Consider the following 21,292-nt stretch of genomic DNA (forward strand, 5'->3'; position numbering starts at 1 on the left):
AGAGGAGTACCCATGCAAACCAACATCCGCCTATCCCTGAGCCTGAGCACTGCCCTGCTACTGAGCGCCTGCGGCGGTGGTGGCGGCGACAACAATCCGCCGCTTGACCCCGGCACCCCGCCCGCCAATATCCCCGGCAACAACGCCGGCAACAGCGTAAGCGGCCTCTATCGCGGCACCGCTGTCGTTGTGCGCAGCGGTAGCACCATCAACAGCAGCCACCGCACCCTCAACATCGGCAGCGACAACCTCAATACCCTGAACGTCAACGGCAAACAGTTCAACCTGCGCCCCGTTAACGAAAACGGCAGTATCACGACGACCAACATCCGCAGCAGAAATGGCAAAAGCTACGAAATCTTTGTCGTCAGCAACTTCGACTACCAAAACAGCCGCTACGGTTACATCAAATCCGGCGACGAAGACTACATCTTCAGCCAGGGCACGCCGACTGCAAACATGCCGACCGGCGGCAGCGCCCAATACGCCGGACAGGCGGCCTTTGTACGCAACGGCGAGGCCGGCACCGGCGACAGCCGCTTTACCGCCGACTTCGCTGCCAAAACCCTAAACGGCACCATCACCTCAACGGATAACAGCGTGACCTTCACGCCAGTGACCATCAACGCTACCATCAGCGGTAACAGCTTCGCTACCGCCAACGGCGCTGCCGTCAGCAGCGGCGGTCACTTCTACGGTGACAATGCCCGCGAACTTGGCGGCCTGTTCAGCGACACCGTCCAACGTCTTTCCGGCAGCTTCGGTGCTATTCGCCAATAACCAGCGCTTCTGCGACCAAACCGCGCTCCGGCGCGGTTTTTTTTAGTGCGCGACTTTTAGCTGGCCCGTTAAGCGGCGTGGTTGTCGGGTTTTGCCGCTTCGCGATTTATCCAACCCTCTCCCAAACCCTCCCCCATTGGGGGAGGGTTTCTCGCACCAAGCGGCATCATTACTGGGTCCGTCAAGCGGGATCGTCAGGCACGGACATCAACACCCTGACCACAGAGAAACCCAACAAAACCACATTTATCCTACAATAGTTACACACTCCAATCAGGAAAGCACCATGTCCGACATACTCGCCCTGTTACAGCCGCACCTTCCCGCCGATGTGCTTGCGCAAGTCCGTGCCACGGCGCGTCCCTCCATCCCTTACCGTCTGAGCGTGGCCGCCGATTTGCCGCTCACCGCTTCGCGTGTCGGCGGTATCGGCTACTGGCCGCAGGCGCAGCCTTACCCCGTCAACCCCGAAGGGCTGCCGCTGGCGCTGTTGGCGCAGGTCAATCTTGAAGAACTGCCCGCAGGGGCGGCGCAGGCGCTCGGCCTGCCAGCGTATGGCATCCTCGTCTTCTACATCGACGCTTATGACGATGTGCTGGGGCAGGATTTCGACGACTTGCGCGGCAACAGCCGCTACCGCTGCGTTTATTTCGCCGACACCGCCGCCCCGTCGCTTGCGCGCGCAACGCAGCAGGCGTTGTTTGACCAGGTACAGGGGGAAGGGTGGTATCACCCTGCCGCCGGCGAATATGCCATGCACTTCGCGCCGCCCGCACCGCACTATCTCCTCACCGAAACCGCCGATTTTGCCGCACTCTACAGTATGGAATACGGGCAATGGCTGAACTGCTACGACAACGATGTGATCAATGCCGCCTTCGCGCAGCAAGGCACGAATCATCTCGGCGGTCACGCCTTCTTCACCCAGACCGACCCGCGCTTTTATGACAGCGACCTCGCCGCTTCCGCCCTTCTTTTCCAGCTCGATTCTTACGTCGGCGAAGGGGTGGACGTCTGCTGGGGCGACATCGGTGTCGGTGCTTTCTTTATCGACCCGGCCGATCTTGCCGCCCGCCGCTTCGAGCGCGCCTGGTACAACTGGGACTGCGGCTGAGAAAGCCATGCTTGCCCTGAGTGTCCTTATTCCCCTGCTGACGGCTGGCGCACTGGCCGGATTTCTCGCCGGACTGTTCGGCATCGGCGGCGGCCTGCTTATCGTGCCCATCGTCCTCTGGCTGCTGGAAACACAACATCTCGGCGGTATGCACATCCAGCACCTCGCCATCGGTACCTCGTTCGCCGTCATGGTCTGCACCACATTCAGCGGCGCGCTGGCGCACGCCCGCCGGCGTAGCGTGCGTTGGGATATCGTCTGCCGCATGGCCCCGACCATGGTCGGCGGTGCCCTGCTCGGCTCCCTGCTTGCCGCCCGCATTCCTGCCCACTACCTGCAACTCTTCTTCATCGCCTTCGTCTGCGCCATCGCCCTGCAAATGCTCTGCCGCTATCGCCCGCAGACGGGGCGACACCTGCCCGGCACTGTCGGCATCTGCCTGAGCGGCGGCGTGATCGGCCTGCTCTCAAGCTGGGTGGGCATCGGCGGCGGCACCCTGTCGGTGCCGTTCATGCTGCGTGGCAACGTGCCCGTGCATCAGGCAATCGGCACCTCGGGCGCACTGGCCTGGCCAATGGCGCTGTCCGGTGCCGTCGGCTACCTGCTCGCTGGCTGGCACGTCACCGGCCTGCCGTCAGGTTCACTCGGCTACTGCTACCTGCCCGCCGCTGCCGTGCTAGCGCTGAGTACCCTCTGTCTCGCACCCGTGGGGGTGAAAATCGCGCACCGCTTGCCCGACAGCGCCCTGCAACGCGCCTTCGGCCTGTATCTCCTGATCATCGCCGCCCATATGCTGTGGAAAGTACATCCCCACTTCTAATATAGTCGTTGCCAATAACGACTAACCCAACCCAAGGAGTCCACCATGACCACATCCCCCTCTGGCGAAACCATCCGCTACGACAACGGCCAGTGGCACGTTCCCGCCCAGCCGCGCATCGGCTGCATCAGCGGCGACGGCATCGGCCCGGAAATCATGCAGGCCGCGCGCCGCGTCTGGGACGTTGCCATCGCCCGCAGCTACGGCGATGCCCGCCGCATCCACTGGGTCGAACTGCCGCTGGGCGAAGACGCCTTCGCCCAATACGGCACCTACTACCCGGACAGCACCCGCGACGCCCTGCGCGAACTGCGCATCGCCATCAAAGGGCCGTTCACCACGCCCGTCGGCGGCGGCTTCCGCTCGCTCAACGTCAGCCTGCGCCAAACACTCGACCTCTATGCCTGCGTCCGCCCGGTGCGCTACTACCCTGGCGTCCCCTCGCCGATGCTGCGTCCGGAAGAAGTGGACGTGGTCATCTACCGCGAAAACACCGAAGACGTCTATGCCGGTATCGAATACGCCGCCGGCAGCGAAGAAAACCGCAAACTCGCCGACTTCCTGCGCCACGAACTCGGCGCGCACTTCTTCGAAGGGGCGGGACTCGGTATCAAGCCCATCTCCGAATACGGCAGCAAGCGCCTGGTACGCATGGCCATCGAGCACGCCATCACCCATAAACGCAAAAGCGTAACCCTGGTGCACAAAGGCAACATCATGAAATACACCGAAGGCGCCTTCCGCACCTGGGGTTACGAAGTGGCGCGCGACGAATATCCGGCGCAGACCATCAGCGAAAAAGAAGTGGATGAAAAACACGGCGGCGTGGTGCCTGACGGCAAAATCGTCATCAAAGACCGAATCGCCGACGCCATGTTCCAGCAAATGCTGCTGCGCCCGGCGGAATACGACGTCATCGCCACGCCGAACCTGAACGGCGACTACCTCTCGGACGCCCTCGCCGCACAAGTGGGCGGCATCGGTATCGCGCCGGGGGCAAACATCGGCGAAGGGCTGGCCATCTTTGAAGCGACGCACGGCAGCGCGCCGAAGCACGCGGGACAAAACCGCGTCAACCCCAGCTCGATCCTGCTCTCCGGGGTAATGATGCTCGAATACATCGGCTGGCAGGAAGCGGCAGACATCATCAACCGCGCCTTTACGGCGGTAATTGCCGACAAAACCGTCACCTACGACTTCGCCCGCCTGATGACCGGCGCGACCGAAGTTACCACCAGCGCCTTCGCCGACGCACTGATTGCGAAGATTAACGGCTGAGATACCCCGCTTGGGTCGTGAAAAAGGCAAGATCATAGTGGTCTGCTTTTTTTGCGGTCGCGGATGCGAGACCGCTATTTACGCCGCTTGCCGGGCCCAGTGTTTACGCCGCTTGGCGGCTGCCCAAGCCTTAAGGGGGCTTCAGTCCTTCATTTTTATCGCAGTACTCTCCGCGCATGATAAAAAAGACCTTTCTCCATTGAGAGATGGCGTAAATACTGGGGCGCCAAGCAGCATAATCAGTGAGCCCCCCTTCCGGCCTTCGGCCACCTTTCCCCTCAAGCGCGGGGGAAGGTTTTTTTCGGCACCGTGTCAAGCGGTATAAACCCGCATCCCCCTACCCCGGCTGCTGCAAGATTTGGCTCAAAAACTCCTGCGCGCGCGGGTGGCGGGCGTTGGTGAAAAACTTTTCCGGCGGAGCGGTTTCGAGGATTTCCCCTTTGTCCATGAAAACAATGCGGTCGGCGACGGTGCGCGCGAAGCCCATTTCGTGTGTGACCACCAGCATGGTGATGCGGCTGTTTTCCGCGAGTTCGATCATGACGTCCAGCACTTCTTTGATCATTTCCGGGTCGAGCGCCGAGGTCGGTTCGTCGAAGAGCAGCACTTCGCAGTCCATGCACAGGGCGCGGGCGATGGCGACGCGTTGTTGCTGTCCGCCGGAGAGTTGGCCGGGGTATTTGTCCGCCTGTTCGCGGATGCCGACGCGTTCCAGGTATTGCCGCGCCGTCGCTTCCGCCTGTGCGCGCGGCTGTTTGTTCACCCAGATGGGGCCGAGGGTGAGGTTGTCGAGGATGGTGAGGTGCGGGAAGAGGTTGAACTGCTGGAAGACCATGCCGACTTTGCGCCTGAGATCGCGCGTCTGTTTGGTACTGCCGGTGAGGACTTCGCCGTCCAGACGGATTTCGCCTTCTTGATAGTTTTCCAGGCGGTTGATGCAGCGGATCAGCGTCGATTTGCCCGAACCGGACGGGCCGCAGATGACGAGGCGCTCGCCTTTTTTTACGTTCAGGTCAATGTTTTTCAGGGCGTGGTATTTGCCGTACCACTTGTTGAGGTGGTGGATGTTGATGGCGTCTGTCATGGGCGTTCCGGGGTGAAGTGGCGTTCGATGCGGTAGCTGGTGTGGCTCATGCCGTAGCAGAGCAGGAAGTAAACGAGGGCGCAGAAGGCGTAGCCTTCCATGCCGTGGCCGAGCCAGGCGGGATCCTGTCCTGCCGAGTGGACGATGCCGAGGAAGTCGAAGAGGCCGATGATGGAGACCAGGGTGGTGTCTTTGAAGAGGCCGACGAAGGTGTTGGTGATGCCGGGGATGACGGTCACCAGCGCCTGCGGCAGGATGACGAGGCGCATTTTCGCGATGTAGCCGAGGCCGAGGCTGTCCGCTGCTTCATATTGGCCGCGCGGGATGGCCTGCAAACCGCCGCGCACCACTTCCGCCATGTAGGCCGAGGCAAAGAGCGCCACGCCTATCAGCGCGCGCAGGAGGTTATCGACGTGGATATGTGGAGGCAGGAAGAGCGGCAGCATGACGTTCGCCATGAAGAGGACGGTAATAAGCGGCACGCCGCGCCACAGTTCAATGAAAACGGTGCAGCAGAGGCGCAGCACCGGCAGGCGCGAGGTGCGCCCCAGCGCAAGCAGGATGCCAAGCGGCAGGGCGAAGACCAGCCCGGCGGAGGCGACGACGAAGGTCAGCATCATCCCGCCCCATTGGTTGCTGCGCACCAGCGGCAGGCCGAGGATGCCGCCGCGTAGCAGGAACCACGATAGCGGCGGCAGGATGAAGAGGGTGAAGACCAGCGTCCACAGTCGCATCCGCCCGCGCCCAAACCACAATGCGGCGAAGGTGGCGGGGACGATGCCGAGGAACAGCAGCCACACCCGCCAGCGTTCTGCTTCGGGGTAAAAGCCGTAGAGGAATTGCGCCAGGCGCATCTTGATGAAGACCCAGCAGGCGCCGCCGGAGGCGCAATCGGCAGCAGTCGTGCCGCGAAAATCGGCGTGCCATACTGCCCAGAGAAAGAGCGGCGGCAGGATGCGGTAAAGCAGGTACAGAGCCAGCAGGGTCAGGCAGACGTGCAGCGGTGAGGCGAACAGGTTACGGCGCAGCCAGCACCACAGGCCAAATTCGGACGCGGGCGGGGCGCGGTCAGGCAAATAGGAAAAATCACTCATCGTTCCACCAGGCGGACACGGCGGTTATAGCCGTTCATCAATAAAGAAATCACCAGACTGATAGCGAGATAGACCGCCATCGTCATCACAATAATCTCGACCGCGCGCCCCGTCTGATTGAGCGCCGTGCCGGTAAAGACCGAGACCAGGTCGGGGTAAGCAATCGCGGTTGCCAGCGACGAGTTTTTCACCACATTGGCAAACTGGCTGGTCAGCGGCGGCACCATCACCCGCAGCGCCTGCGGCAGCACGACGAGGCGCATCACCCGCGCCGGCGGCAGGCCGAGCGACTCCGCCGCTTCATACTGCCCGCGCGGCACCGAGGCGATACCGCTGCGCACATATTCCGCCACATACGAGGCGCTATACAGCGATAGCGCCAGCCACAGCGCCAGCAGCTCCGGCAGCAGCGTCACACCGCCGCGAAAATTAAAACCCTGCAACAGCGGACGGCTGACCTGCGCCGGCTCGACCAGCGCGAAAAACACCGCCTGCGGCAACACGACGACAAGCAGTGCATACGCCCACCACAGGCGCAGCACCTGCCCGCTTCGCCGCTGCCGGCGACGGTTCCAGCCACGCAGCAGAAAGGCAGCAACGACGCCACTCACCAAGGCGGCAACCGCCCATTGCAGCGCTGCCTGCCATAGCGGTGCAGCGAGGACGAGACCACGATTACTGAGCGCAGCGAGACAGCCCGTTTCTTCGCAACCCCAGCGCAGCGTGCTGGCACGCGGTGCGGGCAGGACAGCAAGCACGGCGAAGTACCAGAAAAAAAGCTGCAACAGTAGCGGCACATTGCGGAACAGCTCGACATACACGGCGGCGAGTTGGCGCATCAGCCAGTTACGCGACACGCGCAGCACACCGACGACCGTGCCGAGGATGGTGGCGGCGACAATCGCAAGCGCCGACACCAGCAGCGTGTTCAACAGCCCGACGACAAACACGCGGGCATAACTGTCGCTTTCCTGATACGGCAGCAAATGCTGGCTGACGGCAAAACCGGCAGGGTTGTCGAGAAACGCAAAGCTGAGCGACATGCCGTGTGATGCCATATTTGCCGCCGTGTTGCGCCACAGCAGCCAGGCGACGCCTGCCACTGCCAAAAGCAGCAGCCCCTGAACAGACCAGCGCCGCAGGCGCCCAGCGATATCCATCAAAACCTCCGCAAGAAAAGAAGGGGCAAAACCTTACACTGCCCCCGGCAGAAATGCCAATAAGGAAAAGTGTGGTGGGGATAACCAAAGGCTTTCTCCGTGGGGGAAGCATTTAAGGAAGGAATGAGATAAATCTCGCAGCGACAAAGCCCGCAAACCATACCGCCTGGCGGGCCCAGTGTTTACGTCGCTTGGCAGGGCCTGTAATTACGCCGCTTGGCGGGCCCAGTGTTTATCCCGCTTGACGGGTCCGGTATTGATGCCGCTTGACGGGCCCAGTAATTACACCGCTTGGCGGGCCCGATATTGATGCCGCCTGGCGGGGCTCGCCAACACCGTATCAGTTCTATTTGAAACGACGATACCACTGCCCCTCCGCCGCCTCACGCGCTAGCGCCGCGTGGATGCGGGCCTGCCAGTCAGCGGGGGTTTGGTACTGGGTTTCGCCATTATCGAGGCGCACCGCGATTTGCATGGTGGATGCTTTGGTGAGCAATGCGCCGCTGTCGCGGTCATGGATGGTGTAGTCGAGTTTCAGGCAGCTTTCGTATTCGCGCAGGCCGGTGCGGATGGTGATGTGGTGGCCGAAGCGTGCCGGGCGGATGTATTTGAGGTTGAGTTGGGCGACGGGCCAGCCGTAGCCTGCTGCTGCCATTTGCGCGTAGCCGTAATCCAGGCGGTCGAGCCAGGCGCAGCGCGCCAGTTCGAGGTATTTGATGTAGTGGCCGTGCCAGACGATATGCATGCTGTCCACGTCGAAGAAGGGAATGTGGTGCGGGTATTCAAGGATGAGGCGGGCGTTTTTCATCGTCGTTCCAGAAGTCGTAGAAGTTGAACCATTGCAGCGGTGCGCGGCGGCATTCGTCTTCGAGCAGGCGGGCGTAGCGTGCGGCAGCAGCATGAATGATGGCGTGACGGGTGCTTTTCTGCCAGGTGATGCTTGTGGCGAAGTTGGCAAGATGCAAGTGGTAGCGGCCACGCACTTTGCGGCAAAAGAGGGTGTTGAGGCGGGTATGCAGGAGCCCGGCGAGCAGCCACGGCCCCTGCGCGAAGATGGCATCGTCGCCGAGGAAGGGGACGCGCACGGTCTTTTCGCCGCGCAGCGGCACGCGGTCGGCGGCGATCGCCAGCCATTCGCCGCGCTCCACGCGTTGTTGCAGTTCAAGCATGATGGCGGCGTCGAGTTCGCTCACCTGAATCATGCGGATGTCGTCGGCGCCCGCTTTTTGCAGGGCGCGGTTGTAGGCGGGGGCGTGCTTGTTGTGGACGAGGATGTTCAGCGCGAAATGTCGGTGATGGGCGACCAGTGCACGGCAGATTTCCATGTTGCCGTGGTGGCTGCACAGCAGGATTTCACCGCGCGCCCCGGCGGCAGGGTGATCCATGCGGTGGTAGATGTTGTCCGGGTCGGAGACGGTGAGGTCGCGGTAGGTGAGGCGGCGTTGCCACACGGCGAAGCGGTCGGCAATCGCTTCGGCGAAGCTGCGGATTTGTCGGTAGGCGGCAAATCGCGGCAGGTGCAGGTCGGGGGTGCTGGCGACGAGGCGGCGCTGATAGCGGGCGATGTTGCGCCGCGCACGCGGGCTGGTGCCGTAGTAGTAGCCGCTGATGACGGCGACGGCAAGCGGCAGCAGCCAGGCGGGGAAGTGGCGCACGATTTGCGTGGTCAGCCACAGGGCGAGCGGGTTGCCGCGTTCGTGCTGCGCGGCCCAGTGGTTGTCGTTCATGCTTTGCGCCATAGCTTTTGCAGCCGCCACAGGATGCCGCTGAAAAAGAGGCGGGCATGCATGGCGCTGATGCGCAGATTGTCGCGCCAGAGGCGGAAATGCGAGATACCATCCGCCTGGTAGCGGACACGGGTATCGAGCCAGACGAGCGGCGTGCCGTGGCGGTAGTGGTGAACGAGGATTTCGATGTCGAAATCCATGCGGTCGCCGCAGCGGTGCCGTTGCAGGAGAGCGGCGGTGCTGGCCACGGGATAGAGGCGGTAGCCGCACATACCATCGTGGATGGCGCGGCTGCCGGTGTTGACCCACAGCCAGAAGTTGGTGATTTTGCGCCCGTAAAGACGGCTTTTCGGTGCATCGTCGCCGTAGGCGGGGCGGCCGCAGACAAGCGCCTGCGGGTTGGTGCGTCCGGCAGCAAGGAAGCGGGCGACGTCGGCGAGGTCGTGCTGGCCGTCGGCGTCCACCTGCAAGGCGTGGCTGTAGCCGTGTGCTGCCGCCCAGCGGATGCCGTCCTTGACGGCGGCGCCTTTGCCGCCGTTTTTGGCGCGGGCGAGGAGATGGATGTCAGGATTACCGGCGGCGAGGGCTTGCGCGGCGGCCAGATCGGCAGCGCTTGAGCCGTCATCAACGATGAGGACGGGCAGGTCGAGCGCGCGCAGGGCGGCAGTGACGGCGGCGAGGGTGCAGCCGTGGTTGTAATGGGGGATGAGGGCGATGGGGTGCATGGCGGGAATCACAGTGGTAGCAGGGTCGTGTCAGCGGGAATGCCATCAGACAGGTGCGTCGTTCAGGCGGTACACGATGCGGCCGGAGGCGCATTTGCCGTGGCCGTTGTCGCAGGTGAAGTGCAGTTTGCCGCGTGCTGCGTCGTAGCGCAGGGTGAGGGTCAGGAGGTCGTAGGGGCGCAGGAATTGTTGGTATTTGAGTTGTTCGATGGCGCTGATGGTGGCGTTGAGGCCGAGGTCGTGCGCGGCGAGGTCAAGCGCCCAGCGGCATTGCACCACGCCCGGCACGAGGGCGATCCGGTCGAAGTGGCCTTTGCAGTAGTGCAGGTCGAGCGGGACGCGGGCGCGGTAGATGTGGGTGTCGCCGTCAACTTGCGGCGGCTGCCAGGCGGGATTGAGGATGGGCTCGCGCAGGGCGCGTTCCCAGTCGGCACGGGCGATTTTGCCCTGGCTGTTGCGCGGCAGGCGGTCGGTAACGCGGATGTGGCGCGGCACGGCGAGGCGATCGTGCTGTTGCAGGAGCAGGGCGCGCCAGCGGGCGAGCAGGGCAGGGCGGCCTTCGTCGCGCCAGGCGCGGATGCCATCGTCGCTGAGGGCGATCCAGGCGTAGAGGTGGCCGCTGTCGGGGTGCAGGGCGCAGTGGCTGTCGGCGATGGTCGGGTCGTTGTTCAGGCTGTGTTCGAGGGCGTTCAGGGCGATGCGTTTGTCGCCGCGTTTGATGATGCGGTCGCTTCTGCCGAGGAGGTTGTGCGCTTCGTCCACAAGGTCGCCGGTGGCAATCCAGCCGTGGGTCCACGGGCTTTTGACGTGTAGTGCGCCGTCGGGGTCGCGGCGGGTGGTAACGCCGGGCAGCGGGTGGCGACCCGTGCCGTCGTCGATGCTGATGACGCCGCTTTCGGTGCTGCCGTAGATGTCGAGCACGGCACAGCCGAGTTGGGCGCGCAGGGCGGCAGCAACGGCGGGGTCGAGCGCGCCGCCCGCGCTGGTAATGCAGGCAACGCGGCCGCGCCACGGGGTAAGGTCGTGTCCGGCGACGAGGGTGTGCAGCAGTGCCGGGGTGCTGATCCAGACTTGCGGGGTGGTGCTGCGACGGCTGGCGTCAAGCAGCAGTTCGGGGTAGCGGTGCTGGGCTGGGTCGATATGCCAACCGGCGAGGAGGCTGTGGATGGTGCGGAAGGTGAGGCCGTAGAGGTGCTGCGGATGGACGCTGCCGAGGGCGGTGGCGCTGCGGGGCCAGTGCGGCAGGGTGAGCAGGGCCGCGCTTTCGCTCAGCATCGCGCCGAGGGTTTTGGGGACGCGGCTGCCGGTGCCGGTGGTGCCGGAGGTAGAGAGGGTGAGGGGGATGTCATGCAAGGATGGCAGGGGGGGCGCGCTGTGGGCAGCGGACGTCAGCGGAATGTCGCTGTCGCGCAGGGTATCGGGTGCACCGTCGTCGCGTGGCAGGAGTTCGGCGGGCTCGCCGGTGATGGCGCAAGCGATGAGGGCGGCGGCAAGGGTGAGCGGATTGTCGCAGGCGAGGCGTTGCGGGTGGCGGAGGTGTGGGGCGAGGGCGCAGGCGGCAGCGCGGATGGCTGCACCATGCGGGCTGCGGGCGAGGGCTTCGGTGAGGATGATGTTCATGTTTTGAGTCGGTAGCGGCGGTAGAGCCATTCGCCGGCGAGGAGGAGGCCCATGAGAATGTAGGAGATGACGCCGGTGTAGAGCGCCCAGGCGCGTTCGGCGCCGATGAGGCTGAGGGTGGCGATGATGCCGCCGTTCACGATGAAGTAACCGCACCAGATTTGTGTGACGCGGCGGGTGTAGGCGATGCCTGCCGGTGGCAGGTCGGGATGTTGCAGGCGGGCGAGGCGCTCGATGGCGCTCGGCGGGTGGATAAGGCTGGCGGTGAAGGCGATAAGCAGGGTGGCGTTGATGATGAGCGGGTAGAGGGTCAGCGCGTTTTTGTTGTCAAGCAAGGTGGTGGCGGTGAAGTAGGCGGCGAGTGCCAGTGCGCCGAGGCGGACGGCGCGACGCGGCGCGAGTATGGCGCGCAGCAGCCAGGCGGCGGCCATGAGGAGGGCAAGGGCGCGTGCGCCGCGACCGTAGTACCACAGCCACGGGTAGGCGAGGGTGAGCAGCCAGATGGTGGGGCGGATGAGGTGGCGGATGGGCATGGATGGTATTTGCGGACGTAGGGTGGGCCTTGGCCCACCATGCGGTTGGGAAGGGTTAGTCGTCATAGAGGTTTTGGCTTGACGAGGCGATGGCTTCGCCCCAATCCGGCAGGAAAAGGCCGTTTTTGACGTCGCGGTGGAAGGAGGTGTAAGGCCAGTCGGCAACTCGCCGGACGTAGCCGTGTTTTACAGGGTTGTAGTAGGTGTAGTGGATGTGCCGTTCGAGATCGTGGCGGTCACGGATGCGGTGTTCCCAGAAGCGGCGTTGCCAGATGCCACTTTCCCGCTTGTTTTGTTTGCTGGCGTTTGTTTGGCGACATATCGGCGGGATGCTGCGGCTGAACAGGCTTTTCAGGGCGCCCAGACGTTGGGAGTAGTCGTGGTCGTTTTCCGGTAGTGTCAGGACGGCATGGAAGTGTTCCGGCAGGAGGGTGACGGCGATAGTGGTGAACGGATAGTGCACGGCGACTGCCCGCCAGGCGGCGCGGAAGGCATCTATGTAGCGGATGAGCCAGTTTGCCCGCCGGTCTTGCAGGACGACGGTGAAGAAGTAGCACCCGCCCAAGGTGTAATCTCTGCGGTAGTTGGGCATACGGTGGGGTTTTTATGCTTCGGGTTAGCGGTGGGCTACGCCGGAGGTTGTTCTAGGGCGTGGGCCAAGATTCGCCCTGTGCGGGTTGTTACGTTTTGTCCTGCTCTTGTTTGCGCAACACGGCGGCAATGACGTCGCCGATGGTGCGCACGTGGCGGAAGTCTTCGGCGACGAGGCGGTAGCCGGTTTTGCGTTTGACGTGGTCGATGAGGTCAATGGCGTCAATGCTGTCGATTTCGAGGTCTTCGTAGAGGTTGGCGTCTTTGTGGATGCGCGCCGGCTCGATTTCGAAGAGTTCGGTCAGGGTGGTTTTCAGGATGTCGTAGATTTGGGCTTCATCCAGCATGGGCTTGTCCTTGTTTGGTTTCGATCCAGGCGGCGAGGGTGTTGACGCTGTAGAAGTGATCGCGCAGGGTTTGGGCGTCGTTTTCCATCGGGAAGTTGTAGGCTTTCTGGATGGCGAGGCCGAGTTCGAGGGCATCGACGGAGTCGAGACCGAGGCCGTCGTCGGCGAAGAGCGCTGTGTCGTCGCCGATGTCGGCCGGGGTGATATCTTCCAGCCCCAGTTTGTCGATGATGAGGGCTTTGAGTTGTTGTTTGAGGTTGTCTGTCATGTGGTTTCCTTTTGGAAGTAGTGGGTGAGGTCGTCGTTCAAGAGGCGCGCCGCGAGTGGCAGCGGTTTGCGCCGCAGGTAGTCCTCAGGATCAATGTCGTCGCCGACGCGGATGTCGTAGCGATAGGGGCGCGGCGGGATTTTGTACCACGGGTCGCCGCGTTTGAGGCCGGGCGGCGTCATGCGGATAACGACCGGGGTGATAACGTGTGCACCGCGCAGGCCGATGGAGACGGCGCCGCGATTTAAGCGGATGATGCCGTCGTAGCCGGTGCGCGTGCCTTCGGGGAAGAGGATGAGGGTCTGGCCTTCGGCAAGCACGGCGGCGGTTTTTTCGATGAGTTCGAGTGAGGCGTCGTTCGGGATGTAGCCGCAGGCGCGGATGGCCGGGCGCATGCTGGGGTTCGTGAGCAGCGAGGCTTTGACGACGCAGTTGCCTTCCGGCACGGCGCTGATCATGAAGAGCACATCCATCAGCGAGGGATGGTTGACGAGGATGAGCTGACCGGGACGGCCAAGGCGTTCGCGGCCATGCCAGGTGACGCGGTAGATGCCGCCCCAGCGCATGGCAGTGAGGTAGCCTGTCCAGATGCGGGCAACGATGCGACGGGCGCGGCGCTGGCCGGCAAGTCCTTCGGGCAGGCGGCGCAGGGCAAACGGCAGGATAAGGGCGAAACTCGCGCCGACCAGGCCAAAGGCGAGGTAGGCGATGAGGGTGCTGATAAGGCGCAGGGTGCGGCTGAGCATACTCATAGGTGCTCCCACTGCCAGCATATGCCCCGGCAGGTGACGGTTTGCGCGGCATCATGGCGGATTTCGGCGCGTATCCAGTCCAGAGCCGTCCAGTATTTGCCACAGTCGGTGTCGTCGGCCGTTTCGCGGCGCAGACGATGGCTATCGCCGGGGGCGATCAGCAGGGCGAGGGCGAAGGGGAAGGGGGCACTGCCCGCAAGCGGGTGGGCAGCGTCGGGCGGATTTTCGACGACGGCGAGGCGTACTTGCGGCGCGCCATCGGCGAGGGTGGCACAAGCTTCGATGACGGCGGTTTCCAGGCAGGCTTCACGTGCGCAGAGGGCGGTTTGTTCGCTCGTGTCGTCGTGCAGGATGGCGTATTGTCCGGGAAGGGCGTTGTGAACGGAGAGGCCGAAGGAGAGCGGCGAGATGGTGTCTGCACGGATGAGTTCGTCCCAAAGGGCGAAGCTGCGGTTGATTTCGCCGTCGTGCGAGATGTAGATAAGCGGAGCGGAGCCGTAGGCGGCAAGCGGTTGCAGAGCGGCGGTCATCAGGCGTGCGGCGGGGGCGAGCCGGCGGCGTTGCAGGGCGGGAATGTGGGTGAGGTCTGGGGCGCGCTCAGGGAGGTCGGCCAGGCTTTCCGGGTGTTCCGCCCATTGCTGCCAGTCGGCAGGGGTATGCAGGCGCGGGGCGACGGCGTGCCACGCGATGAGGCGGAAGGAATATGCCATGAGACGGTACGGTTAATGCCTGTTAATGATGGGTTTATGCTAGCGGTTTTGCCTTATGGCGGCAAGGCGGGGCAGTGCTCGCTGCCCTTGCTGCCGCGCTCAAAACAATGTTACCGCAGACATGATCGTTCCATTGATCTGCCTAGCGCGGGGCCAGTATTTATCCCGCTGGACGGGTTTTTAGACTCCCTTGCGTTCCGCCGGGAAAATGAGGCTTTTCGGGTCGCGGCGGATTTCTTCTTTGAGAACGCTGTAGAACTGGCGCAGTTCGGGAAAGCGGCTGTCGCGGGCGCGCAGGGCGATGCGCAGCGCCAGGTAGAAGCTCACCCAGAGGTTGACGAGGCCGATGGCAATGACCGCCAGGAAGCCTTGCAGGAACACCCAGAAGCCAGGCGGCTGGCTGGCGGCGGCGTAGGCGAGGTTCGCCGAGGAGAAGGCGATGTGGCGGATGTCCAGCGGCAGTTCGAGGGTTTTGCCGATCCACGGGGTGATGCCGAGCAGCAGGCCGAAGATGAAGTTGCTGGCCAGTGCGCCCAGGTGGTCATGGATGAAATCGGCGATGCGTGCGCGCATGTTTGCCGTGGTGATGCGGCGCAGCAGCGGGTTGACGCGCAGGCGTTCGCGCAGGCGCAGGTATTGGGCACGGTTGTCGTAGTAGCCGGCGATGATGCCGGAGCAGAAGAGCCACACGGCGGCGATGGCGGCGTAGAAAAGTGCAGCGGGCAGGCTGAGGGCGTGCATTTGTTTGGCGGCGGTTTTGGCACTGAGCAGGGCGGTGCCGTTGTTCGCCGCGTAGGTCCAGCTGATAAGGGCGGCGACGCTCATGGCGACGGTGATGTTGCCGAGCACGGCGGCGGTCTGCGAGCGGTTTACGTCGATGAGCAGTTGGGCAATTTTCCGCGCCGCTGCCCGTCCGCCGCTGCTTTTTTCCACGGCTTCGGCCATGCGCGCGGCAGTCATCGCCGGTTGTTTGGTGGCGACAGTGCAGTGGCAGAGGTAGATGAGGACGAAGCCGATGCTGTAGTCGAGGCTGGAGAGCAGGATGTAGGTGTTGTAGCTGATGTTGAGGGTGCCGAGGTGGATTTTCAGCCCGGCCATGAGGGCGATAAGGATGCCCGCGCCTGCCGCGCTGGCGAAGAGGCGGCCAAGGCTGCGCCAGTCACGGGCGATGTAGTGTTCGCCGTGCGCGCTTTTGTGCTGGGTGATGGACTGGCTGAGGAGGTAAGCGCTGCTGCGCCACAGGTGGCGGATGTTACGGCGGCGCAGGCCACTGTCGATGAGCTGGTTGATGAGCGCCAGCCAGTGTCGCGCTTCGTTTTCGCTGCTTTCGGCGGTAAGCACAGCCAGCAGGGCTTCGAGGCGGTCAAGGCTTTGGGTAAGGCGTTCTAATAGGTGTGCGGTTGCGAGCGAGCTGCCGGAGGCGATGGCACGGCTACTCAGGTGGTGCAGTTGTTGCCGTGCCTGGTCGATGAGGACGCCCGCCTGGGCGAGGGTGTCGGCATCGGGACGGCTGTCCGGTTCGCTGCGCCAGTTATCGATGAGCCGTACCAGTTCGCGTTCAAGCGAGACGAAGGGTGAGTCAATGTCGAGGAGGCGTTTGTCGAGACGGATAAGGTCAGGCGCAAGGTCTTCAGCGCTAAGGCGGATGGCGAGCATTTCCAGCGCATAGGTGAGTTCGTCGCGCATGAGCAGGCGGGTGCGGCGGCTTTGTTCGGCATCGGGGCTGAGGCGGGTGTAGAGGCCGACCCAGTGTAGCGGGCTGATGGTAGCGAGCCATTCGAGGTCTTTGCTACCGTTGAAGACGCTGTCGAGCACGTCTTGCAACTGGCTTTCGTCAACCGGCAGCGGATTGATGCGGTCATAGAGCAGGGTGCGGGTTTCATGCAGGATGCCGGTGCGTGCGAAGATGCCGACGTTGACGAAGCTGGCATAGACGTGCAGCGCTTGCAGCCATTGATGCAGGGCGCGGCTGATGTGTTCGCGCGGGGCGTCGTGTTTTTCGAGGGCGCGGTTGAAGGTAAGCAGGCGGTCGTTGGCTTGTGCCACACCACCCTGACGTAGCCATTCGGCGAGGTAGCGCAGCATGGTCAGGGCTTTTTCCTCGGCGGCAAGCAGGGTGATGAGGCCATCGGCATCGCAGGCGGTGATGGCGCGGCGTTCGCGCAGGGTGAGGTTTTTATCGGGCATATCCTTGGTCCTCCTTCTATTTTTGGGGGGCGGCAATCTTAATGGAACACCGCGTGGTTGTCAGGTGCGGCTATATTTCCTGCTTATTGATGCAGGTCAATCACCGTATTTCGATACTTCTCTACAATTTTTAAAAAAAATCACCTTTTATTCACAACAAGCAAGACAGGAGCGCATCATGCGAAAAACTTGGCTATCCCTCTCCGTCGCAGCATCCATGCTGGCTGCTGCCCCTCTCAGCTATGCCGCAGAAGGTGCTCCGCACACCGGCGGTATTGAAGGCTATAAAGTCGGCGTGCAGGCCGAAGGACTTGACAAGCTGGAACGCGTCAAGCAGAAGCTCGTCGCCCCGCCCGGCGTACCGGAGCACACTCTCGAAGCACCGGCTAAACCGCGCATCGTCGAAGTGGAGATGACCATCCAGGAAAAGGAAATCGAAGTCGAGCCAGGCGTGTTCATGTGGGCTTTTGCGTATGACGGTCATGTACCGGGTCCGATGATTGTCGTTCACCAAGATGATTATGTCGAACTCACCCTGAAAAATGACGCCAAGAACCAGCTCATCCACAATATTGACTTCCACGCTTCAACGGGTGCCCTTGGTGCAGGTGAATTGACTCACGTTGCACCGGGGCAGGAAGTTGTGCTGCGCTTCAAGGCAACCAAGCCGGGCGTGTTCATCTACCACTGCGCACCGGGCGGCGCGATGATTCCGTGGCACGTCGTGCATGGCATGAACGGCGCGATTCTCGTCATTCCGAAAGATGGCATTAAAGACAAGAACGGCAACAAACTGACCTACGACAGGGCCTACTATATTGGCGAACAGGACTACTACATCCCGAAAGACGAAAAAGGCAACTACAAACGCTATGACAACCCGTCTGCCTCGTTTGCCGACGACAAGGCGGTCATGGATGGCCTGGTACCGACCCACATCGTCTTCGGCGAAAGCAAGGGCTCGCTGGCCGGCGACAACGCCATGACCGCGAAAGTCGGCGAAACCGTGATGTTCTACCACTCGCAAGCCAACCGCTACACCTACCCGCACATCATCGGCGGTCACGGTGAATACGTTTGGGAACGCGGTAATCTCGCCGATCCGCCGGCACAAGATCTGGAAACCTGGTCTATCGCCGCAGGTTCAGCCGGGGCGGCGATGTACACCTTCAAGCAGCCGGGCACCTATGCCTATGTCAACCACAACCTGATCGAAGCGTTCAACCTTGGCGCCGCTGGTCATGTCCGCGTTGATGGCGAGTGGAACAACGACCTGATGGAGCAAGTCAAAGCGCCAGGCCCGATGGCGGGTGGCGTAGAAGCCAAAGCTCCTGCTGAACCGGCAAAAAAATAAGCCGTTCACAATCAAGCGAAAAGGAAGGCGTAAGCCTTCCTTTTTTGTTAGGCGTGCTCGGTAGAAAGCGTGTGGTTGACTTGGCAGCGGGAAGCTGCTAGCTCATACCAAATGCCGCCGGATTTGTAGCTATACAACAACCCTGTTGTACACGCGCAAAAAAAATCCCCCTGCCACAGCAGGGGGGAATAACTCACACATTCAGGCGTCTTGCCCCTTCCTCGCAATGCATCCTGCACAAGGTCGTGACCGTAACATTCTCGACCAAAGAATGTGCGCTTGTCCTAAGCTTACTGTCACACTTAATTAAATGCGCAAACTGTGCCAATGTAAAAAATATAAATAAAAACAGTGGATAGCGCAAAAAGTCGATGTTTGCAGCATGTTCCTTGGCTGCTCGCCGTCCAGCAGTATTGGCAAGCGTTACTGTGGTTAAAAATACGCAGTTTCTCCCTGAAAACGTTGCAAAAAAACTACATACCGACAGAAAAGGCAAAAATTACAGGTGCCGTAAAAAGTCATTAACTGACGTTAATAAAACAGATACCTGCCCTTTCCTGTCCCTGTAAAAAAACCAAACGAAAAAATCGGAAAAAACCGCCGAGAAAACAACGAGCAACACTCGTACCGCCACTATAATGTCGCCCAATTGCGATATTAATAACAGGCATCATCATGAACACCGCGATAACCAGCGAAACCCTCTACGAAAAACACGTCAAAATCCGCCCGCGTCCCGTCAAGGGGCGCTTTGCCAGCCTGCGCAAAACCGCCCTGCTGGTGCTGCTCGGCATCTTCCACATCCTGCCGTTCTTCCAGTGGGGCGGGCGTCAGGCCATCTTTTTTGACCTGCCGCACCGCCGTTTCTACATCTTCGGCCTCAACATCTGGCCGCAAGACTTCATCCTCCTCACCTTTATCCTCCTCGGTCTCGCGCTGCTACTTTTCTTCGCGACCGCCCTTTTGGGGCGTGTCTGGTGCGGCTATGCCTGTCCGCACACCGTTTACACCGAAGTTTTTCTTTGGATTGAGCAGAAAATCGAAGGTAACCGTTCTGAGCAGCTCAAACTCGCGCGCGAGCCGTGGCATGGCAGAAAAGGGCGCAAGCGTATCCTCAAATATAGCCTGTGGGCAGGGGTGGCGCTTGCCGCCGGTATCGGTTTTGTAGGCTATTTCACCCCCATCCGCCAGCTCATCCCCGACTTCTTCACCCTGCGCGCCGACCTGAACGCCTACTTGTGGATTGCCCTCTACGGCGGCTTCTGTTACCTGCAAGCAGGCATTGTGCGCGAACAATTCTGCAAATATCTCTGCCCCTATGCCCGTTTCCAGGGAGCGATGTTTGACCGCGACACCCTCATCATTGCCTACGACGCCAAACGCGGCGAACCACGCCGTCGCCTGAAAAAACAGGACCGTGAGCACCCTGAAACGCTCGGTTTCTGTGTGGATTGCACCATGTGTGTGCAAGTCTGCCCGACCGGCATTGACATCCGTGACGGCCTGCAACTCGAATGTATCGCCTGTGCTGCCTGTATTGATGCCTGCGACAACATGATGGATCAGCTCAAGGCGCCGCGCGGCCTCATTCGCTACACCTCGACCAACCGCCTCACAGGGCAGAAAACGCGTCTGTTGCGCCCGAAAACCCTCGCTTACGGCGCCGTACTCTGCGTTGCTGCCCTCCTCTTTGCCTTGAGCATTACCGGCAAAAGCGACCTCGATGTAAATATCTTGCGCGACCGTAACGTGCTGGCGCGCAAAATCAGCGGTGGCCGCATCCAGAACATCTACACCGTGAAAATCCTCAACAAAACCGAGCACCCGCGCCGCTATACCCTCAGCGTCGCCGGCATTGCCGGTGCGGAAATTGATGGTAAAACCCACCTCAGCGTTGATATCGGCGCCGTGTCCGAAACCGTGCTGCGCGTCAACGTCCCGCGTAAAAACCTGACCAGCACTAACATGAACCTCGAATTTATTGTCACCCCCGACGACGCCCCCGCCGCCGCCCATCGCGAAACCAGCAAATTCCTCAGCAAATGAATACCGACAACCGTCCCTGGTACAAAAACCACATCCTGCTGCTCATCATTGCCATCCCGCTTGCGACCGTCTGCGGCAGCATCTACACCATCTACCTTGCGGTGAGCAGCAAAGAAGCGCCCGTGCTGCCGGATTACTATAAAACCGGCCTCTCGCCGCAAAAGCGCGACATGGGTCACACCGCTATCACCGCCACGCTCAACATAGATGGTGGCACGATTACCCTTGAGCGCGAACCACCGTCCATAGAGCCGCTGACTCTCAGTCTGCAACATGCCAGCAAGGCTGAATACGACCAGAGCCTCACCCTGACGGCTACCGCGCCGAATCATTATCCGCTGCCGCCCGCTGTCCGCGACACGCTAAAACAGGCGACGTGGTACCTCACCCTTGCTCCCGCCGACAATAGCTGGCAAATCAAGGGCAAACGCCGCCACCCCAAACACGGCGAACCCACGTCCGCCAGCGAGCCGGTCATCCGCCTCGATAACCCCTGAGCAGTTCCGGCGGTCAGCAGGCGCAGTAAACAAGCAGGTTCAGGCCTGCTTGTTTTTTTTTTGAATAAGAATTGCCGCCAAACGAGAAGAATGCTGGGTCTGCGCCAGGCGGGAAGGATGCTGGGTTTGCGCCAAGCGGGATGAATACTGGGTTCGAGCCAAACGGAAAGAATACTGGGTTTGCGCCAAGCGGGAAGAATGCAGGGTTCGCGCCAAGCGGGAAGAATGCAGGGTTTGCGCCAAGCGGGAAGAATGCAGGGTTTGCGCCAAGCGGGATGAATACAGGGTTCGCGCCAAGCGGGAAGAATGCAGGGTTTGCGTCAAGCGGGAAGAATGCAGGGTTTGCGCCAAGTAGAAGAATGTTGGGTTTGCGCCAGGCGGGAAGAATGCAGGGTTTGCGCCAAGCGGGATGAATACTGGGTTCGAGCCAAACGGGAAGAATACTGGGTTTGCGCCAAGCGGGAAGAATGCTGGTTTCGTGCCAAGCGGGAAGAATGCTGGGTCTCGGCCATGCTGTTTTTTCCTCAGGATGTGTGCCTGGTCGATAACGATAACGAGGGGCTAAATTTGGGACGGTTAACGTCAATCGCATCGGCAGTGATGGT

22 protein-coding genes are annotated in these 21,292 nt (G+C 61.6%); 7 read left to right on the top strand and 15 right to left on the bottom strand.

The window, feature by feature from the left end:
* The first annotated feature begins 12 nt into the window (after positions 1-12).
* The 4 genes from DY250_RS02920 to icd all read left to right on the top strand — a co-directional run bounded on the left by DY250_RS02920 (position 13) and on the right by icd (position 3,992).
* Positions 13-780, top strand: coding sequence for a transferrin-binding protein-like solute binding protein (locus DY250_RS02920; RefSeq protein WP_245951006.1), 768 nt, complete (start codon positions 13-15; stop codon positions 778-780).
* Between the two features lie 286 nt (positions 781-1,066).
* Entirely contained in the window at positions 1,067-1,894 is an 828-nt protein-coding gene (locus DY250_RS02925; RefSeq protein ID WP_115610840.1) for a YwqG family protein, read from the top strand.
* Positions 1,895-1,901: 7 nt separating this feature from the next.
* Positions 1,902-2,714 (top strand): sulfite exporter TauE/SafE family protein, encoded by an 813-nt coding sequence (locus tag DY250_RS02930; protein WP_115610841.1) that lies wholly within the window; start codon positions 1,902-1,904, stop codon positions 2,712-2,714.
* 45 nt (positions 2,715-2,759) lie between these two features.
* Positions 2,760-3,992, top strand: a complete 1,233-nt coding sequence (gene icd / locus DY250_RS02935) for an isocitrate dehydrogenase (NADP(+)) (RefSeq protein ID WP_115610842.1) — start codon at positions 2,760-2,762, stop codon at positions 3,990-3,992.
* Positions 3,993-4,329: 337 nt separating this feature from the next.
* On the opposite strand, the gene DY250_RS02940 is transcribed toward icd, so the two are convergent.
* From DY250_RS02940 to DY250_RS03005, 14 genes are all read right to left on the bottom strand, one after another.
* Positions 4,330-5,076, bottom strand: a complete 747-nt coding sequence (locus tag DY250_RS02940) for an amino acid ABC transporter ATP-binding protein (protein ID WP_115610843.1) — start codon at positions 5,074-5,076, stop codon at positions 4,330-4,332.
* Positions 5,073-6,170: an amino acid ABC transporter permease gene (locus tag DY250_RS02945; RefSeq protein WP_115610844.1), complete on the bottom strand. Its 1,098-nt coding sequence runs from the start codon at positions 6,168-6,170 to the stop codon at positions 5,073-5,075. Before DY250_RS02945 ends, DY250_RS02940 begins: the two co-directional genes overlap by 4 nt.
* The gene (locus DY250_RS02950) at positions 6,167-7,330 is read right to left on the bottom strand and encodes an amino acid ABC transporter permease (RefSeq protein WP_115610845.1); all 1,164 of its coding nucleotides are present in this window, start codon (positions 7,328-7,330) and stop codon (positions 6,167-6,169) included. The genes DY250_RS02945 and DY250_RS02950 overlap by 4 nt, the downstream gene beginning before the upstream one ends.
* Positions 7,331-7,676: 346 nt before the next feature.
* Positions 7,677-8,138 carry an acyl-CoA thioesterase gene (locus DY250_RS02955; RefSeq protein WP_115610846.1) on the bottom strand — a complete coding sequence of 154 codons (462 nt, stop codon included), beginning with the start codon at positions 8,136-8,138 and terminating at the stop codon, positions 7,677-7,679.
* Entirely contained in the window at positions 8,113-9,057 is a 945-nt protein-coding gene (locus DY250_RS02960) for a lysophospholipid acyltransferase family protein (RefSeq protein ID WP_115612749.1), read from the bottom strand. Before DY250_RS02960 ends, DY250_RS02955 begins: the two co-directional genes overlap by 26 nt.
* A complete protein-coding gene (locus DY250_RS02965; protein ID WP_115612748.1) occupies positions 9,054-9,782 on the bottom strand; it encodes a glycosyltransferase family 2 protein in 729 nt (242 codons plus the stop codon). The genes DY250_RS02960 and DY250_RS02965 overlap by 4 nt, the downstream gene beginning before the upstream one ends.
* Positions 9,783-9,827: 45 nt before the next feature.
* Positions 9,828-11,402: an ApeI family dehydratase gene (locus DY250_RS02970; RefSeq protein ID WP_172542172.1), complete on the bottom strand. Its 1,575-nt coding sequence runs from the start codon at positions 11,400-11,402 to the stop codon at positions 9,828-9,830.
* The gene (locus DY250_RS02975; RefSeq protein WP_115610848.1) at positions 11,399-11,935 is read right to left on the bottom strand and encodes a COG4648 family protein; all 537 of its coding nucleotides are present in this window, start codon (positions 11,933-11,935) and stop codon (positions 11,399-11,401) included. Before DY250_RS02975 ends, DY250_RS02970 begins: the two co-directional genes overlap by 4 nt.
* A gap of 55 nt (positions 11,936-11,990) precedes the next feature.
* On the bottom strand, positions 11,991-12,527 hold the full coding sequence (locus tag DY250_RS02980; protein ID WP_115610849.1) for an REP-associated tyrosine transposase: 537 nt from the start codon (positions 12,525-12,527) through the stop codon (positions 11,991-11,993).
* 88 nt (positions 12,528-12,615) lie between these two features.
* A complete protein-coding gene (locus DY250_RS02985) occupies positions 12,616-12,870 on the bottom strand; it encodes an acyl carrier protein (protein WP_370639336.1) in 255 nt (84 codons plus the stop codon).
* On the bottom strand, positions 12,863-13,141 hold the full coding sequence (locus tag DY250_RS02990) for a phosphopantetheine-binding protein (RefSeq protein ID WP_115610850.1): 279 nt from the start codon (positions 13,139-13,141) through the stop codon (positions 12,863-12,865). The genes DY250_RS02985 and DY250_RS02990 overlap by 8 nt, the downstream gene beginning before the upstream one ends.
* Positions 13,138-13,893 (bottom strand): lysophospholipid acyltransferase family protein, encoded by a 756-nt coding sequence (locus DY250_RS02995; RefSeq protein WP_115610851.1) that lies wholly within the window; start codon positions 13,891-13,893, stop codon positions 13,138-13,140. Before DY250_RS02995 ends, DY250_RS02990 begins: the two co-directional genes overlap by 4 nt.
* The gene (locus DY250_RS03000; RefSeq protein WP_115610852.1) at positions 13,890-14,603 is read right to left on the bottom strand and encodes a beta-ketoacyl synthase chain length factor; all 714 of its coding nucleotides are present in this window, start codon (positions 14,601-14,603) and stop codon (positions 13,890-13,892) included. Before DY250_RS03000 ends, DY250_RS02995 begins: the two co-directional genes overlap by 4 nt.
* Positions 14,604-14,783: 180 nt before the next feature.
* Positions 14,784-16,790: a site-specific recombinase gene (locus tag DY250_RS03005; RefSeq protein ID WP_115610853.1), complete on the bottom strand. Its 2,007-nt coding sequence runs from the start codon at positions 16,788-16,790 to the stop codon at positions 14,784-14,786.
* A gap of 178 nt (positions 16,791-16,968) precedes the next feature.
* Between DY250_RS03005 and nirK the strand changes: the two genes are divergently transcribed.
* From nirK to DY250_RS03020, 3 genes are all read left to right on the top strand, one after another.
* Positions 16,969-18,144 (top strand): copper-containing nitrite reductase, encoded by a 1,176-nt coding sequence (gene nirK / locus DY250_RS03010; protein WP_115610854.1) that lies wholly within the window; start codon positions 16,969-16,971, stop codon positions 18,142-18,144.
* A gap of 675 nt (positions 18,145-18,819) precedes the next feature.
* Complete coding sequence (gene ccoG, locus DY250_RS03015) at positions 18,820-20,190, top strand: cytochrome c oxidase accessory protein CcoG (RefSeq protein ID WP_115610855.1); 1,371 nt, start codon at positions 18,820-18,822, stop codon at positions 20,188-20,190.
* Entirely contained in the window at positions 20,187-20,687 is a 501-nt protein-coding gene (locus tag DY250_RS03020) for a FixH family protein (RefSeq protein WP_115610856.1), read from the top strand. The genes ccoG and DY250_RS03020 overlap by 4 nt, the downstream gene beginning before the upstream one ends.
* A 13-nt stretch (positions 20,688-20,700) precedes the next feature.
* Here DY250_RS03020 and DY250_RS13600 read toward each other — a convergent pair whose 3' ends face one another.
* Complete coding sequence (locus DY250_RS13600; protein ID WP_147293440.1) at positions 20,701-21,273, bottom strand: hypothetical protein; 573 nt, start codon at positions 21,271-21,273, stop codon at positions 20,701-20,703.
* Positions 21,274-21,292: the final 19 nt, after the last annotated feature.

Source organism: Cardiobacterium valvarum (assembly GCF_900460955.1).
Lineage (GTDB): Bacteria > Pseudomonadota > Gammaproteobacteria > Cardiobacteriales > Cardiobacteriaceae > Cardiobacterium > Cardiobacterium valvarum.

Bases quoted from the DNA above. Each gene is read 5' to 3' on its own strand.
- DY250_RS02920 (WP_245951006.1), top strand. From the start codon at position 13: ATGCAAACCAACATCCGCCTATCCCTGAGCCTGAGCACTGCCCTGCTA.
- DY250_RS02925 (WP_115610840.1), top strand. From the start codon at position 1,067: ATGTCCGACATACTCGCCCTGTTACAGCCGCACCTTCCCGCCGATGTG.
- DY250_RS02930 (WP_115610841.1), top strand. From the start codon at position 1,902: ATGCTTGCCCTGAGTGTCCTTATTCCCCTGCTGACGGCTGGCGCACTG.
- icd (WP_115610842.1), top strand. From the start codon at position 2,760: ATGACCACATCCCCCTCTGGCGAAACCATCCGCTACGACAACGGCCAG.
- DY250_RS02940 (WP_115610843.1), bottom strand. From the start codon at position 5,076: ATGACAGACGCCATCAACATCCACCACCTCAACAAGTGGTACGGCAAA.
- DY250_RS02945 (WP_115610844.1), bottom strand. From the start codon at position 6,170: ATGAGTGATTTTTCCTATTTGCCTGACCGCGCCCCGCCCGCGTCCGAA.
- DY250_RS02950 (WP_115610845.1), bottom strand. From the start codon at position 7,330: ATGGATATCGCTGGGCGCCTGCGGCGCTGGTCTGTTCAGGGGCTGCTG.
- DY250_RS02955 (WP_115610846.1), bottom strand. From the start codon at position 8,138: ATGAAAAACGCCCGCCTCATCCTTGAATACCCGCACCACATTCCCTTC.
- DY250_RS02960 (WP_115612749.1), bottom strand. From the start codon at position 9,057: ATGAACGACAACCACTGGGCCGCGCAGCACGAACGCGGCAACCCGCTC.
- DY250_RS02965 (WP_115612748.1), bottom strand. From the start codon at position 9,782: ATGCACCCCATCGCCCTCATCCCCCATTACAACCACGGCTGCACCCTC.
- DY250_RS02970 (WP_172542172.1), bottom strand. From the start codon at position 11,402: ATGAACATCATCCTCACCGAAGCCCTCGCCCGCAGCCCGCATGGTGCA.
- DY250_RS02975 (WP_115610848.1), bottom strand. From the start codon at position 11,935: ATGCCCATCCGCCACCTCATCCGCCCCACCATCTGGCTGCTCACCCTC.
- DY250_RS02980 (WP_115610849.1), bottom strand. From the start codon at position 12,527: ATGCCCAACTACCGCAGAGATTACACCTTGGGCGGGTGCTACTTCTTC.
- DY250_RS02990 (WP_115610850.1), bottom strand. From the start codon at position 13,141: ATGACAGACAACCTCAAACAACAACTCAAAGCCCTCATCATCGACAAA.
- DY250_RS02995 (WP_115610851.1), bottom strand. From the start codon at position 13,893: ATGAGTATGCTCAGCCGCACCCTGCGCCTTATCAGCACCCTCATCGCC.
- DY250_RS03000 (WP_115610852.1), bottom strand. From the start codon at position 14,603: ATGGCATATTCCTTCCGCCTCATCGCGTGGCACGCCGTCGCCCCGCGC.
- DY250_RS03005 (WP_115610853.1), bottom strand. From the start codon at position 16,790: ATGCCCGATAAAAACCTCACCCTGCGCGAACGCCGCGCCATCACCGCC.
- nirK (WP_115610854.1), top strand. From the start codon at position 16,969: ATGCGAAAAACTTGGCTATCCCTCTCCGTCGCAGCATCCATGCTGGCT.
- ccoG (WP_115610855.1), top strand. From the start codon at position 18,820: ATGAACACCGCGATAACCAGCGAAACCCTCTACGAAAAACACGTCAAA.
- DY250_RS03020 (WP_115610856.1), top strand. From the start codon at position 20,187: ATGAATACCGACAACCGTCCCTGGTACAAAAACCACATCCTGCTGCTC.